General features: G+C 37.3%; 8 protein-coding genes. All 8 read right to left on the bottom strand.

Features of this window, described 5'->3' with window-relative positions:
* Nucleotides 1-111 precede the first annotated feature (111 nt).
* The 8 genes from B0A66_RS04185 to B0A66_RS04150 all read right to left on the bottom strand — a co-directional run bounded on the left by B0A66_RS04185 (nt 112) and on the right by B0A66_RS04150 (nt 15,546).
* The gene (locus B0A66_RS04185) at nt 112-1,614 is read right to left on the bottom strand and encodes a family 43 glycosylhydrolase (protein WP_165766580.1); all 1,503 of its coding nucleotides are present in this window, start codon (nt 1,612-1,614) and stop codon (nt 112-114) included.
* Nucleotides 1,615-1,651: 37 nt separating this feature from the next.
* The gene (locus tag B0A66_RS04180; protein ID WP_089048671.1) at nt 1,652-3,601 is read right to left on the bottom strand and encodes a sialate O-acetylesterase; all 1,950 of its coding nucleotides are present in this window, start codon (nt 3,599-3,601) and stop codon (nt 1,652-1,654) included.
* Between the two features lie 183 nt (nt 3,602-3,784).
* The gene (locus B0A66_RS04175; protein ID WP_089048592.1) at nt 3,785-6,019 is read right to left on the bottom strand and encodes a glycoside hydrolase family 3 C-terminal domain-containing protein; all 2,235 of its coding nucleotides are present in this window, start codon (nt 6,017-6,019) and stop codon (nt 3,785-3,787) included.
* Nucleotides 6,020-6,030: 11 nt separating this feature from the next.
* Nucleotides 6,031-8,193, bottom strand: coding sequence for a glycoside hydrolase family 3 C-terminal domain-containing protein (locus B0A66_RS04170; protein ID WP_089048591.1), 2,163 nt, complete (start codon nt 8,191-8,193; stop codon nt 6,031-6,033).
* A gap of 69 nt (nt 8,194-8,262) precedes the next feature.
* Nucleotides 8,263-10,266 carry a glycoside hydrolase family 97 protein gene (locus B0A66_RS04165; RefSeq protein WP_089048590.1) on the bottom strand — a complete coding sequence of 668 codons (2,004 nt, stop codon included), beginning with the start codon at nt 10,264-10,266 and terminating at the stop codon, nt 8,263-8,265.
* 195 nt (nt 10,267-10,461) lie between these two features.
* A complete protein-coding gene (locus tag B0A66_RS04160; RefSeq protein ID WP_089048589.1) occupies nt 10,462-12,948 on the bottom strand; it encodes a glycoside hydrolase family 2 TIM barrel-domain containing protein in 2,487 nt (828 codons plus the stop codon).
* A 136-nt stretch (nt 12,949-13,084) separates the two neighbouring features.
* Nucleotides 13,085-13,948, bottom strand: coding sequence for a hypothetical protein (locus tag B0A66_RS04155; RefSeq protein WP_244283385.1), 864 nt, complete (start codon nt 13,946-13,948; stop codon nt 13,085-13,087).
* Between the two features lie 17 nt (nt 13,949-13,965).
* Nucleotides 13,966-15,546 (bottom strand): RagB/SusD family nutrient uptake outer membrane protein, encoded by a 1,581-nt coding sequence (locus tag B0A66_RS04150; RefSeq protein WP_089048587.1) that lies wholly within the window; start codon nt 15,544-15,546, stop codon nt 13,966-13,968.
* Nucleotides 15,547-15,557 lie beyond the last annotated feature (11 nt).

Raw genomic sequence — 15,557 nt, 5'->3', positions numbered from 1 at the left:
TAGCCCGACCGCATTTTCGAAAGGCGCGCAATAAGCGGTTTGCTGCATAGCGCCTTTTGTAAATGCGGTCACGCCCTAATTATTTTTGCAAAACAGCATTAGATCTGAACCTTAGTTTGCCGGTTTGTAATTGAAATTTCTAAAGGTAACTTTTCCTTCTCCCACTGCTGAAAGTCCAAGACGAAGACTCATGAATCCGCTTAAGACATTGTGGTGAAAGGCTGATACTTCTGCAGAATTTTCGATTTTTGTCCACACTCTTCCGTTGATGCTATAAAACATGCTTACGAGTTGCTCTTGCTTTTCTAAACGCAGAAATAATTTTCTTTGGTTTACCCCTTTTTGCGTTGGAAATTGCCACGATCTTAAAATAGCCAAAATGTTCTCTTTGTCTGCCGCGATTCCGGTGTAAAGTTTACTGTCGTAAAACAGAACAAGTCCTGCTGTTGCGTTTCCTTCGATTTCGACTTCGACTTCTGCACTATACGAATGATCTGAAGGGGTGCATAAAAGCGGAGAACTGTCGCCTACTCCATTTCCTTTTGCCGTAATTTGAATTCCTTTGTTAGTAAACTTAAATCTATCTGCTTCGTATTGATTGTAAAATTGCCATTGCGGATTAAGTTCAGAACCTGAGAAACTATCTGAAAGCGAGAAAGTACTTTTTATGGTTTTACCGGCAGGTTTTTTAATCGCTCCTTCGGTTTTACTGTTTTCAGGCATTTTAAACCAGCCGTCTTTTGTCCATTCTACAGGTTGCAGCAATGTTTGGCGTCCCATGTTGTAATAACCGTTTTCGTAACCGTGAAAAACCATCCACCAATTTCCTTTGGCATCATCGATTAAGCTGGCGTGTCCTTTCGACAACCATTTTTCTGAACTATTGTTTGTTTTTAGAATTGGATTATGCGGTGCGTTTTCCCAAGGTCCTAATGGTGATTTTGATCTTGCCGAAATTACCATGTGACTTGTTGCTGGGCCGGCGGTTCCGCCTTCTGCAACTGTCAGGTAATAATAATCTCCATGTTTCAGCACTTTTGGCCCTTCCATACAGAAGCATTCTATTGCCCAGTCTGATGGAATTTTCCAACCGTCGTAAACATGTTTTCCTTCGCCAGCAACTGCTAATCCGTCTTTTGATAAGGGCACATAGTCGCCATTGCTGAAGTATAAATAACGGTTTCCTTTGTCGTCTGCAAAATGTCCGGGATCGATGTTTCCGATTTTTAAGTCTATGGGATCGCTCCAAGGTCCGTTTATACTGTCTGCCCAAACTACATAATTGGTATCGTTTGCCGGAAAATAAATGTAAAACTTATTATTGAGTTTTACTAAATCCGGAGCCCAAACAGAACCTACGCTTTTCTTAAGGGCGTGGGTTACGGGTTTCCAATTGACCAGATCTTTTGATGTCCAGATTAGCAAACCCGGATAATAATTGAAAGAGGAATGTACAATATAATAATCTTCGCCATCTCTAATTATGGATGGATCAGGATAATCTCCAACAAAGATTGGATTTTGATAAAATTCTGTTCCTGCTTTGGTATTCTGCTGCTGCGCATTGCTGGCAAGCGATATCGAAAATAGAAAGAGGAGAATGACTTTTTTCATAATAAAGAAAGGTTTTATCTGTTTTGAAATACGTTGCTTACTTGTTTACTTCGTATTTTTGATTGGCTGTAATCATTTCCCAATTGTCTGTTCTAAATGGTGATGCCGGAAATTTTTCTTTGTTGAAAAGATTGATTTCAGTATCGTCATCTGCCCAACCGTAATGAATGGCTACGGGATTTGGCACATTTTCGCTGGAAACAATTACGGTGTTATTCTTGATTATCGCTTTCGCGGAATGAAATACTTTGTCTGCTCCTGCGATCTCAAATCCTTTTAGGTTTTCTGAATTGTCGCCAGCTGTTAATCCGCCTCCAATGTTATTGAAAGTCAGAATGATTTGATTTCCTTTTATTTGTTGTGCTTTGTAAGTTGGTCCACTGTAAACTCTTTTTTTACCATAAAAGTTGTTTAATGCAATGGCGGCCAAACGAAGTCCAACCTCTTGCTTGTTTTTTGGGTGAATGTCTTTTGCATCTCCAATATCTGTTGTTACGGCCATTCCTGTATTTGGTAACTGCAAGGTTTCTGATTGTGCTTCACGAAGTTCTGCCCATTTACTGCCTACTTTGCTGTTTCCTTTGAATTCATCGAAGGTTGACAACTGCACGAAGTAAAAAGGAAAATCACCTTGTTTCCATTTTGTTCTCCAGTCTGTTATCATAAGCGGAAATGCTTTTTTGTACTGTTTTGCTCTCCACACATTGGCTTCGCCCTGGTACCATAATACACCTTGAAAAGCATACGGAATTAATGGATTTACCATAGCATTGTATAAAAGTGATGGATAACTGTTTGGTGAAGCAGATAGTTTTACCTGAACGACATTGAATTTCCAAAGTCCTTCGAGTGCCAAACTTTTATCGCCAAACTGAATTTTTAGATCTGCCGGATCGCCATAAATTCCGCCACCTCCTGAATAATCTGCAATGCGAACTGCGATTACATTTTTTCCTTCTTTTAGAACGCCTGCCGGAATTTTATACACTCGTAATGCTTCCCAAAGTTTATTGGTACCTACTTCTACACCATTGATATAGGTTACATCTTCGTCGTCTACTTTCGCCAAATGCAAAACGGCATCAGCTTTGGCTTGCTCAGCAGATAATACGATTGTTTTTCGCATCCAGACTACGCCATCGATATTACCGATCTGTTGGTTTTCCCATAAAGACGGCACTTTGATTTCCGGCCATTTGCTATCATTATGATCTGCTTTTTTAAACTGCTCTTCATTATCCATGGTAACAGGAAAGCCCTGAATTTTTTTGATATTGTCTAAAGCTGCATTTTTATATGCTTCAAATACGGCATCCATATCTAATTGCGGAACATCAGCAATCATGCTTTTGAACTCTTCGCTGTGTTGAAATGCTTCGCGGCTTGTCCAGGTTTCTACGCAGGTTCCGCCCCATGATGTATTGATGATCCCGATTGGAATATTTAATTCGGCATACAGTTTCTTGGCAAAGAAGAAACCCGCAGCTGTAAAATCGCGAATGTTTTCTTTGTTAGCTACAAGCCATTTTCCTTCTTTCAGGTCTTCTTTGGGTGTTCCGCTCAAATCCTGAGCTACTCCAAAATGACGAATCATAGGATAATTGGAATCATTTATTTCTTTTTCGAAATTCATGGTTTTGTACATCTGGAATTCCATGTTGGATTGTCCGCTGCAAATCCATACCTCTCCCACCAAAACATCTTTGACGGTGATTTTATTTTTTCCGGTAACGATAAGTTCAAATGGTCCTCCTGCTTTTTCGGCAGTTAGTTTTATCATCCATTTTCCGTTTTTATCTGCCTCAATAGTTTTCGTTTGTTTGTTAAAACGAACTTCTACTTTTTCACCTGCATCCGCCCATCCCCAAACCGGAATTTCTTTGTTGCGCTGCAAAACCATTCCGTCAGAAAATACCAAAGGCAACTTTACGTTTGCGTTTGTAATGATGCTGAACATCAGGAAAAGAAAAGCTATGTTTTTTTTCATCATTTTTACTTTAAAATTGATCATTTAACCCTTTAAATGATATAAGTGATATAAGAAAAGAAAAGTGCAATGTAAATTGAAACTTAAATTTTCTTATATCACTTAGGATAGATTTACTAGATAAAATTAATTAATAATGCACTGGTATCTCAACAATAGCGGGCATTACTAAGTAATTCTTTCTTATTTAACTGTTACTGAAACTTCGTTTTTGACGTCTCTCGAAGAATTTCCTACTTTGAAAGTATATTTTCCTGGTTCAACTGTCCATTTTTTAGTCGCAACATCGTAATAAGCTAATTCTTTTACCGGAATCTGAATCGTTACAGTTTCTGATTTTCCTGCTTTAACTAATACTTTTTTGAATCCTTTTAGTTCTTTTGCTGCACGGCTTACTTTTGAATCAGCGATAGAAGAGTAAACTTGTACTACTTCTTTTCCATCTACTTTTCCAGTATTTTTTACATCAACTGAAATAGAAATTGTTTCTGTTGCAGCATAAGATGTTTTGTCTGCTTTTGCATTTCCAACAGCGAAAGTTGTATAAGATAATCCGAATCCGAATGGGTATAATGGTGCAATGTTTTTAGTATCAAACCAACGGTATCCAACTAAGATTCCTTCAGCATAATTTACTGCTTTGTCTCCAGGGAAACTGTTTGTAGCATGAGCCGGAGAATCCATCAGTTTTTTAGGCATTGTCCAAGGTAATTTTCCTGATGGATTTACTTTTCCTAATAATACATCTGCTAAAGCATTTCCGCCTTCTGAACCGTTGAACCATGTCCAAACTAAAGCTGATGTTTTTTGGCTGATCGCATCTACATCAAATGGAGCACCCGCTACCATAACTACAATAGTTTTTGGGTTAACGGCTAATACTTTTTGAATTAATTCTTCTTGTCCGAATGGTAATTGTAAGTTTCTACGATCTGATGCTTCTGTTTCATAATCACGGTTTGAACCTGCGAAAATAATTGCTACATCTGATTTTTTAGCTGCTTCTAAAGCTTCCTGCAATTTAGCCGGATCTAATTTGTCGATTGTAACTGGTCCATTAGAAGTAATATTTCCTAAATTTCCTTTGTTTTTTTCGTCGTAACGCTCTAAGTATCCTTCAGCATAATTAATTTGTACTGATGAAGGCAATCTGTTTTTTAAACCTTCAAGCGGTGTAACTTCTCTTTTTGTTTTAACTCCTGCTCCAAATCCTCCTAAAGCATTTTTCTTTGTTGCGTTGTTACCAATCACAGCGATAGATTTTACTCCGTCTAATTTTAATGGTAGTGCATTGTTATCATTCTTTAATAATACAACTGCTTCTGCTGCAATTTTATAAGCATCCTGATAATGTGCTTCTGTAGCGATACTACCTTTTACACGGTCTTTACCACCAATCGCTTTTACTTTGAATAAAACTTTTAAGATTCTGCGAACGTGAACATTGATTTCTTCTTCTGAGATTTCTTTTGCTTTTGCTGCTGCAATTAACTTATCTGCCAAAAAGAATTCGTTGAATGGTTTTGGTGTTCCCATTTCGATATCTAATCCGCTTTTTAATGATTTTACTGTTGAGTGTACTGCAGCCCAGTCTGAAACTACTACTCCTTCAAATCCCCATTCGTCACGTAATATTTTGTTTAACATATAATCGTTCTCACATAAATATTCTCCTCTGAATTTGTTGTAAGCGCCCATTATGCTATACGCTTTTCCTTCTTTTACTGAAGCTTCAAAAGCTGGTAAGTAAATTTCACGAAGTGTACGCTCGTCAATTTGTACATCGACAAAATCACGATTTGTTTCCTGGTTGTTTGCAGCGAAATGTTTTACACATGCCATAACATCGTTGTCTTGTAAACCAACTACCATTGGTACGGCTAATTTTTTGTTTAAGAAAGGATCTTCGGTCATGTATTCGTACGTTCTTCCTCCAAGCGGCGTTCTAACGATATTGATTGCCGGTGAAAGCAACATATCTTTATCTCTTGCACGCATTTCTTGTCCAACACTACTTCCAAAAAGATATGACATTTCAGCATTCCATGTTGCAGCCAAAGCGCCTGCAGCAGGATAATAGGTCGCAAAATCGTTTGTTAATCCTGCCGGAGCCCAGTTATCACGGGAAATTTCCTCACGAACTCCCAACGGACCATCAGCCATTTTTAATTCCGGAATGCCTAAACGTTCTACACCGCCTGTTGTAAACATGCTGTTTCCGTGCAACATTCCTATTTTTTCCTCGATTGTCATTTGACTGATCAGTTTTTCGATCTCTGCGTCAAATTCTGAACCTATTTCTTTGCCTTTGTATTCTTCTGTCTGAGCTGAACTAGATTCTGCTGTTTTTGCATCATTTTTACACGAGGTAAATGCAAAAGCCAAAGCTACTGATAGATATAAAATTTTGTTTTTCATGCGTAGTATATTTATTGTTTTAGAATAGTAATGTTTTTGGTAAGATGAATAGCATCTGAAGCGCTTCCTATCTGAATTTCAATCGAATTGTTTTCTAACTCGAATTGTTGTTTCGCTACATTCCAGTATTGAAGGTCTTTAGCTTTTAAAATTAAGGAAACTTTTTTGGTTTCTCCTGCTTTAAAAAAGATTCTCTGAAATGCTTTTAATTCTTTCTCCGGTCGTTCGACTTTTGATTCTAATTGTTTTACATATAATTGAATAACTTCGTCTCCGTCTTTATTTCCTGAATTGGTTACAGAAACAGTCACTTTTACTTCATCGTTTTTCTTGATTGTTTCCAAATTGGTTTCTACCGAATTATATTTAAAAGTCGTATAACTCAACCCATGTCCAAAAGCATATAAAGGTTTGCCTTTAAAGTATTGATATGTTCTGCCATTTCGAATGTTATAATCTAAAAAATCCGGTAAATCGGTAATGTCTTTTACCCACGTTTGTGTTAATCGGCCAGCTGGATTATAATCTCCGAAGAGTACATCTGCCAACGCGTTTCCTGTTTCCTGACTGTTCTGCGTCATGTGAACAATGGCAGGAACATGTTCTTGTGTCCAGTTGATCGCGTACGGAAAACTGCTTATAAGCGTTACGATTGTTTTAGGATTTGCCTGATAGACTAATTTGATTAGGTCTTCCTGCTCTAATGTGATCGATTGACGGTCTACAGCTTCTTTCCCTTCACTTGGCACAGGACAATTAGCCCAACCAGCATTACAAACGGGATGATTACCAACAATTACAAGTACTACATCTGCTTTTTTAGCTAGTTGGACAGCTTTGCCATCTGTATTGTTCTTAGCATAAAGTATTTCTACATTATTGCCCAATTTCTTTTTTATGCCTTCTAAAGGAGATACCAAATAAGGAGGCGTTCCGCTGTACCAGTCTAAAAGGACTTCGTCTGCACGCGCTCCGATTACGGCAATTGTTTTTAGTTTTTCTTTTTGTAAAGGCAATAACTGTCCCTCATTTTTTAGCAAAACAATCGACTTTTGAGTGGCTTGCAATGCGATGGCTTTGTGTGCTTCTGTTTTCCAAGGATCGATGGTGTCTTTTCCTTTTCCGATTTTTGCATACGGATTTTCGTCTGATGCATCGAGCAAACCAAGCTGAATCATTACACGGTAATTTCCGCGAATAACGGCATCGATTTCTTTTTCTTTTAGATAACCGTGTGCCACTGCTCCGTAAACACCTTCGGTAAATTCGTCTAAAAACTGATTGATACCTGCTTTTACTGCTGCCGCTGCTCCCAGATATTTGTCTGCATAGAATTTATGATCCGACAATAACAATTGAAAAGCGCCTCCATCGGTACAAATGATTCCATTTTGTCCCCATTCTTTTTGAGTAATGTTTTTCAGCATCGGATGTACCATTGCGGGAATTCCGTTTACTTTATTATAAGCTGCCATATATCCGCGTGATCCTCCTTCAACAACGCCCATGTAAAATGGTAAAGCATAATATTCGCGCCAAAGTCTTTCATCAAAATCAGATGATGTGTAGGTTCTTCCGTCTTCGTTGCTGTTCGCCAGAAAATGTTTCATCAGCGAAGCGGTCTGCCAGTATTTTGGATTATTTCCCTGCAATCCTTTTACAAAAGCTACAGTCAATGTTCCGTTGAAAAAAGCATCTTCTCCAAAACTTTCTTCGGTACGTCCCCAACGCGGATCTCTTGCAATATCTGCATTTGGAGCCCGAACGACTAAACCGCCACGATTGTATTTCTGAAAAGCATATCGTGTTTCGTATCCTTCTACTTGGGCAACTTTCTGAATTAAATCGACATCCCACGTTTCACCTAAACCATACGCCTGAGGAAAAGTTGTAGTTGCTACCGGTTGTTTGTTTTTTCCTCCCCATCCTCCGGGACCACCAAGTGCCAAACCATGTAATCCTTCTACATGTCCTGCTCCCACAACTCCTAATCTGGGTACAGACGGATTTGTGCTTAAGGCTGCAATCTTTTCATCAAGTGTCATTAACGATAACAAATTGTCAATACGCTTTTCAGTATTTAATGTAGCATCTTGAAAAGGATATTGTTTTTGCTGTGAAAACCCACAAATAATGGACAAAAGAAAAACGATATGTAGAATGCGGTTTTTCATTTATAGTTTTTTGTTGTGATAACTAAAACCCGACAGTTTTAAACCTGTCGGGTTATAAATCACTATGAATTATATTTTTTTGAAACGAATTGCTGTTCCTCCAGCTCCTCCTAAATGTAAATTAAGTGTGTCTGAAGCTTTTACTGTTTTCTTAGAAATTGCGATTTCAGCAGGATTATGTGTTTCGTCTGTTCCCGGTGCATCAGCATAAATATGCGCTTCGTAAGTTGCATTTGGATCTAAAAATGATAACGAAATGTTTGTATCTCTTGCATTTTCATTAGTAATTGTTCCTAAATACCAGTCAGCGCTATTTCTGTCTTTACGAACTGTTGTAATGTATTCGCCAATTTTACCTTCTAATATCTTGGTATCTTCCCAATCTGTTGGAACGTCTTTTAAGAATTGTAATGCCGGTTTTCCTTCGTAATTTTCAGGAAGATCTGCCATCATTTGAATTGGCGCATAAATTGTTACATACAATGCCAACTGCTGCGCTGCTGTTCCGTGTACTCTTTTACCCGGATAACCTTGCTTAACCTCAACATCAAAGATTCCCGGTGTAAAATCCATTGGGCCTGAAAGTAATCTTGTAAAAGGAAGAATCGTTAAGTGATTAGGCGGATTTCCTTCACTCCACGCATTATATTCTTGTCCTCTTGCTGCTTCTCTCGAAACCATATTTGGAAATGTACGACGCTCTCCTGTATCTTTTATTGATTCATGATATAATACGGCTAAATCATATTCGGCTGCTTTTTCCAGAACGTATCTAAAGTAGTTTACACCAAATTGTCCAAAATGCCATTGTTTCATATTTAATTTAGAGCCAACGTGACCAATTTTTACCGAATGCATTCCCAGTTTTTTGTACAACGCAAAACCTTCGTCAATTTCTTTTAAGTAATTAATTAGGTTTGAACCTGTTTCATGGTACCCAATAAGGGCTACGTCTTTTTTCTTACCGTATTCTACCACTTTTTCTAAATCGAAATTGTCTGCACTTTTTGTAAAACTAAACATGTGCATGTGGTTTTCATACCATTGTGGTGTCCAGCCTTTGTTCCATCCTTCGATCAATAAATGATGAAAACCTTCTTTTGCGGTAAAATCAATGTATTGTTCTGCACGTTTCGTTGTCGCACCTTGTTTGTCGCTTTCCCAAAAAGTATACTTCCCGATGTGCATTCCCCACCAGATTCCGAAATATTTGTATGGCTTGAAGTAGCTTGTGTTCTTTAATTTGTTTGGTTCGTTTAGATTTAAAATCAAATATGACGTTATTAAATCTGCTGGTTTTTCTCCTATTTGAATAGTTCTCCAAGATGAAGTAAACGTGTCTTTTACACGAACTTTTACACCATCCGCCCAAGGCACAAGATCTGATTTTAATTGTGTTCCGTTGGTATGCACCAAAGTCATACTGGCAAAGTCAATTAGATTAGCTTCGTGAAAACTCAAGGCTAATCCGTTTTTGCTTTCTATTGTTAATGGTGTTAAAACAGTATCAAGTGTCGTAACCGGAGCGTCTTTAAAAAGATATTCGTCACGGTTTTCTCTGTTTGCCGGAATCCACCATGCTTTTCCATCTTCTTTTAGGTTAAAAGTCGTTTTCTCATCCATAATGAAAATACTGTCTTTTACATTTTGTTTTGGATAAACATATCTAAAAGCTACTCCGTCATCAAAAGCACGAAACTGAATTTGAAGCTTGCGTTTGTTTTTTGATTTTTGCTGTAACTCAACTACTAACTGATTGTAGTGGTTTCTAATGTTTTTCTTTTCTCCCCAAACTTGTTCCCAAGTTTCGTCAAAAGAAGTATTTTTTACACTTTTGATTTCAAAATCTGTGCTTAAGTTTTCGTTGTCTTTTAATAAAAATCCCATGTCTGATGCTGTGATCACTTCAGAATTTCCGTGTGATACGGCATACTTTGGGGCATTGTTTACTAATTCAAATTTTATTTTGTTTGCTCCGTTTGGAGATGCCAATTCATAGGAATTCTTGTTCTTCTGGCTGTACCCAACTGTAACAGAAAGTAATACAGCGGAAATGATGATATTTTTTTTCATGCTATTTTTTTTAGAGTTTTATTTAAAATAAACCGGATGATGTAGATACCTCATCCGATTTAAAAAACTAAACTTAAACTCAATTTTTATCTGCTTCACTCCTAAAGCAGTTTTGTCCTGAATGCACTGTTAATGCAATTTTAAACCAAAAAGAAATTCTGGTTTTGTATTTTTATCGCTTTACAAAAAGTCGTTTTACTCTGCTGTAATTACGATTGTAGCTTGTTTTAATCCTTTACTTTTTGCTGTTAATTCTAATCTTCCCGATTTTTTTCCGGACTGAACCACAACTAAACATTTTCCGTTAAGAGCGGTATGTTTTGAACCTTTGTAGGATTCGTGACTTACGGGATCTCCGCTGCAAACCCCTACTATTTTTCCGTTTCCTTTTAATTCGAAATTAATTTCGTTGTTGGCATTTGGCGCTAAGATATCTTTTGCATCAAGAATGTCTACTATTACAAATGACAAATCGTTTCCGTCTGCTTTTATGGTACTTCTGTCTGCTGTAAGTTTAAGATTTGCTGGATTTCCGGCTGTTTTGATTTCTTTTTCTAAAACTGTTTTTCCGTTTTTACGGGATACTGCTTTTAGTGTTCCTGCCTGAAATGGAATTCTCCACATAACATGCAGATCGTCTCCTTTTTTGCTTCTTACTCCAACTGATTTTCCGTTTAAGAAAAGCTCCACTTCATCGGCTTTATTATAGTATGCCCAAACATCAACGGTTTGTCCGGCTTTCCAGTTCCAGTGCGGAAAAATGTGAAGAACCGTTTTATCTGTCCATTCACTTTGGTACATATAATACACATCTTTTGGGATTCCGGCTAAATCTACAATTCCAAAATAAGAACTCACAGATGGCCATTCGTACGGAGTTGGTTCTCCGATATAATCGAATCCTGTCCAAATGAACATACCGGATAAGAAATCGTGTTTTTTAATTATTTTCCAGGTTGCTTCATGTGTAGATCCCCAAGGTGTTTGTACCTGATCGTAAGCAGAAACGGTATTCCCCGGATTTCCTTCTGTAAATTTAAGATCCCAACGTACCGGCCATTTTTTTATGGTATCTGAAACGGCATCATAATAACCTCTGGTTTGTAATCCCGAAGTGGTTTCTGTTGCAATAAACGGCACATTTGGAAAGTTCTTTTTATGATGCTCATACGTTTGATGCGCATAATTGTATCCGATAATATCCAATGCTCCCGATTTCGCAATAGCGTTGAATTGTACATTCGCTTGTTCGAATTGCAGTGTTACATCGTCAATATTCATGTTCACCGGCGGGTTCATTCCTGCTGTAATGGGTCTTGTTTTATCGTATTTGCGTGTTAAGTCTGCTAATTCTATTGCCGTTTTCGCGCCACTTTCACTCCATTGATCCGGAATTTCATTTCCGATGCTCCAAATAAAAACACTGGCGTGATTACGATCGCGACGCAGCTGATCTACTAAATCTTTCTCATGCCATTTGTCCCAATCATTGGCATAATCGTATTTGGTTTTAGCAATCTTCCACATGTCAAAAGCTTCATCCATTACAATGAAACCCATTTTGTCGCACAGTTCTAAAAGTTCTGTTGCAGGCGGGTTATGACTTGTTCTGATTCCGTTTACTCCCATTTCTTTCATGATTTCAAGCTGACGCTCGATAGCACGTGTATTAATTGCAGACCCAAGCGGACCTAAATCATGGTGCAGACAAACTCCTTTGATTTTGACTTGTTTTCCGTTTAGGATAAAACCTTTGTCAACATCAAACTTAAAGTCTCTGATTCCAAAATTGGTTTTGTACTGATCTACAACCTGCTCATCAATACTAATTTCTGTAACGGCAGTATATAATTCCGGTGCTTCAACAGACCATAAAACGGGTGTTTCAACATCTGATGCCTGATTTACAACCAAATTTGTATTGGGTTGAATTGTTATATCTTGAGTAACTGATGTTACCTGAGTATCATTTTTAAAAATAGTAGTTGTTACTATTGCTTTTTTAGTAACGGTGTATTTGTTCTGAATGGTAGTTTCAAAACTAACCGAAGCTTTTTCTGCTGTAACTTTTGGTGTCGTAACATAGGTTCCCCATTGTGCTACATGCAGTTTATCTGTAGTTTCAATCCACACATTTCTGTAAATTCCTGAACCGGAATACCAGCGTGAATTGGGTTGTTTTGAATTGTCAACCTTTACAATAATTTCATTTTCTTTATCACCATAATTTAAATACGGTGTCATTTCATATTGAAAACCAATATATCCGTTCGGACGTTTTCCTAAATAATGTCCGTTTACCCAAACTTCACTGTCTTTGTAAACGCCATCGAATGTAATCGAAGTTACTTTGCTGCTGTCTGCTGCTGCAACTTTAAATGTTTTTTTGTACCAGCCTAAACCTCCATTAAGTGATCCTCCTCCGTATCCTCCAGGACTTTTTTCATCAAACTGACCTTCGATACTCCAATCATGCGGAACGTCTAATGTTCTCCATGTTGTTGAAGCTCCAATGGTGTCTTTGTCTTTTATACTATCGTTTAAATGAAAACTCCAATCTGAATTAAAAGAAACTTTTCTGTTAGCAAAAGCGTCTTCTTTTTTGCTGCAAGAGCTTAATAAGATGATTCCAACTAAAGTTAATAAGAAAAGTGAGCTACTTAAATTCTTTCGTTTATGCATCGGTACTATTTTTTTGTTTTTTGGAAATTGAATATAGAAACAATTAAGAATGCTATTATTTCTATTGTGATATTATAAATCCCAGCTTTAAAAACGAATAATGTCTTTAAAGCTGAGATTTTAGATTTTAAACTTACTATTGTTTAGCAATCAGGTGATATACTAAATACCCACCATCTGCTCTAATTGCAATATAGCTTAATGTTGTTTCTGTTAATTCAACAATTCTTACGTTAGTAAAACTGAAAGAAGAACTAAAGTAACTAGCTTCATTTGGGTGTAACATTTCTACTCCTCCGTTGAAAGCAATTTTATCTTCTTTAAACTCTTTAGTTAGCGTATAATTGAAAGTTCCTGTTTTTGTAGTTTGCTCTGCACTTCCTACTGTTGGGTTGGTTTGTGTTACTGTAACATTGTACCCTCCGTTAAGATCGAAAGTAACTTCTCCCCAATTTTTATCTTCCAAATTTGCCCATGGAATATCTGTAAGAAGTGGCCACCATCCTGGAGCACTAATTGTACTGTTTTCATACTTACTATCAACAAATTCAAGAGGCTGAATCATGTTTAATACCCATGTTTTTCCTTCTGCTCCGTTAGTAAGGCGACCCCATCTTTCGTCTCTAAAGTAATTATCATCATTTTCTGAAATTGTTACCTGAACAGGAGTTGTTTCTACAGCTCCACCTCTTGTATAAGCAGTGTAATGAATAGTGAAAGTACCGGCAAATGGAAGCGCGATAATATCATTGCTTTTATTAGAATGTCCTAAAGCATTTCCTTTACTATCAAAATAACTCCAATACGAAATAGCTTCCGGATTATTGCTTGTTACCACAATTTCATGCTCATTTGTAGGACTTTGAACAATAGAATATTTAACGGCATCAGAAGTTAAACTAACTGCTGGTAAACTTTCGCGGTCTTCAACAGGCTCACATGAAAATAATAATGAACCTATGGTTACTGCTGTGACTAATATATATAATATACGTTTCATAATCATTTTGTTTTAAATTAGTTCCAACCTGGATTTTGTTGAATTGTTCCGTTTGAAATTACAACTTGTGATTGTGGCAATGGGAACCAACCTAAAGTTTCAGTTCTAAAAGTCACATTAAATTGAGGATCACTGTTAGTGTTATCAATTTCAGCTTTCGCCACATCAACACCTTGTCTGATAAGGTCAAAATAACGTTGTCCTTCAAGTGCTAATTCTAATTGACGCTCTTTCATGATCGCTGCTTTAGAAACAGGAACTCTGTTTGTTGTGTTTTGGAAAGCACGGTCACGAACCTGGTCTAAATCTGCTTGTGCGATACCTGCATTTCCATCTAAGTTTAACTCAGCTGCCATAAGCAATACATCTGCATAACGAATAATAGCATAATCCTGATCATTATCAATTTGGAAATTTCCTCCTTTAACTTCAGTTATAGCAGTACCCGCAGCATCTGTAATTGGGCAATATTTTTTCCATGAATAACCTGTGTATTGACGTTGTTCTCTTTTTTGAGCGTCAAAGTTTAAATTTTCAGCATCATAGCTAATAATTGTTGCATCTCTACGAGTATCTCCAGGTGAGTAAGCATTGTATAATTTTGGTGATACTGTAGCTCCACCCCATCCTGTTGCATATTTTCCGATAGATCCTCCACGAGGTGCGATGTTTACCTGAAAACGGTTTCCTTCGTTTAAGTTCCAGTTTCCTTTTCCTGAACCGTTAAAACGAACAGCCCAAACTATTTCTGTATTATCTTCTAAGGCAAAATCTTCGAAAGAAGCTGCTAACCAAAGGTGAGCAAAATCTTCTACTAGACCGTGTCCACTATTGTTTACTACATCATTAATGTATGAAACAGCCTCTGCTTTTGTAACTACACCAGCCAAATCCGGCTTTTTGTAATAATCTGTGTAAAACAAAAATGTTCTTGCTAAATACGCTTCTGCAGCCCATTTTGTAATACGACCGAAATTAGGATCTTTTGGTTTAGAATAATTTTGACTTCCTAAATTATCAGCTGCAAATTTTAAGTCACTTCCAATCAAAGCATAAGTAACCTCAGCTGCTTGTCTTGGTAATTCAAATTGATCTGGTTTTACAGTATGGTCAAGAGGTACAATATCTCCAAACATTTTTGCTGCCTGAAAATGAAAGTGTGCTCTTAAAAAACGAGCTTCAGCTTCGTATTGTGTTTTTAAAGCTGCATTTGTTCCCCATTCTACTTTATCAAGATTTTCTAATAGAACGTTAGCTCTGTAAATTCCTAAATAAGAATTTGTCCAGATCAATCCGTTCATATCTTTATCTGTAGTGTATAAGAAACGATCCCACTCTAAATCAACCATTGGATCTGCAACACCAAATCCACCAAAACAGTTGTCAGATGCCTGCTCGCTCACTATCAATTGTGTTCCGTAAGCTTCTCTTTGCAATACATCATAAATAGCTACAAGTCCTTCATAAGCATCTGCTGGCGTTTTGTAAAAACTATCGGTTACCTTATCAGTATAAGGCTCATTTTCAAGAAAATCTTCCGAACAAGCTCCTAAAACTAATAAGCTTGAAAGGGCGAATATTTTTATATATCTTTTCATCATTTCGTAAA

Origin of the sequence: Flavobacterium hercynium, from assembly GCF_002217285.1 — a bacterium.
GTDB classification, from domain to species: Bacteria; Bacteroidota; Bacteroidia; order Flavobacteriales; family Flavobacteriaceae; genus Flavobacterium; species Flavobacterium hercynium.
The sequence above is the reverse complement of the archived record's forward strand: the minus strand, read 5'-3'. Positions and strand labels throughout refer to the sequence as shown.

What these genes read in the sequence shown, in the direction of transcription:
- B0A66_RS04185 (WP_165766580.1), bottom strand. Translation starts at nt 1,614, where the DNA reads ATGAAAAAAGTCATTCTCCTCTTTCTATTTTCGATATCGCTTGCCAGC.
- B0A66_RS04180 (WP_089048671.1), bottom strand. Translation starts at nt 3,601, where the DNA reads ATGAAAAAAAACATAGCTTTTCTTTTCCTGATGTTCAGCATCATTACA.
- B0A66_RS04175 (WP_089048592.1), bottom strand. Translation starts at nt 6,019, where the DNA reads ATGAAAAACAAAATTTTATATCTATCAGTAGCTTTGGCTTTTGCATTT.
- B0A66_RS04170 (WP_089048591.1), bottom strand. Translation starts at nt 8,193, where the DNA reads ATGAAAAACCGCATTCTACATATCGTTTTTCTTTTGTCCATTATTTGT.
- B0A66_RS04165 (WP_089048590.1), bottom strand. Translation starts at nt 10,266, where the DNA reads ATGAAAAAAAATATCATCATTTCCGCTGTATTACTTTCTGTTACAGTT.
- B0A66_RS04160 (WP_089048589.1), bottom strand. Translation starts at nt 12,948, where the DNA reads ATGCATAAACGAAAGAATTTAAGTAGCTCACTTTTCTTATTAACTTTA.
- B0A66_RS04155 (WP_244283385.1), bottom strand. Translation starts at nt 13,948, where the DNA reads ATGAAACGTATATTATATATATTAGTCACAGCAGTAACCATAGGTTCA.
- B0A66_RS04150 (WP_089048587.1), bottom strand. Translation starts at nt 15,546, where the DNA reads ATGAAAAGATATATAAAAATATTCGCCCTTTCAAGCTTATTAGTTTTA.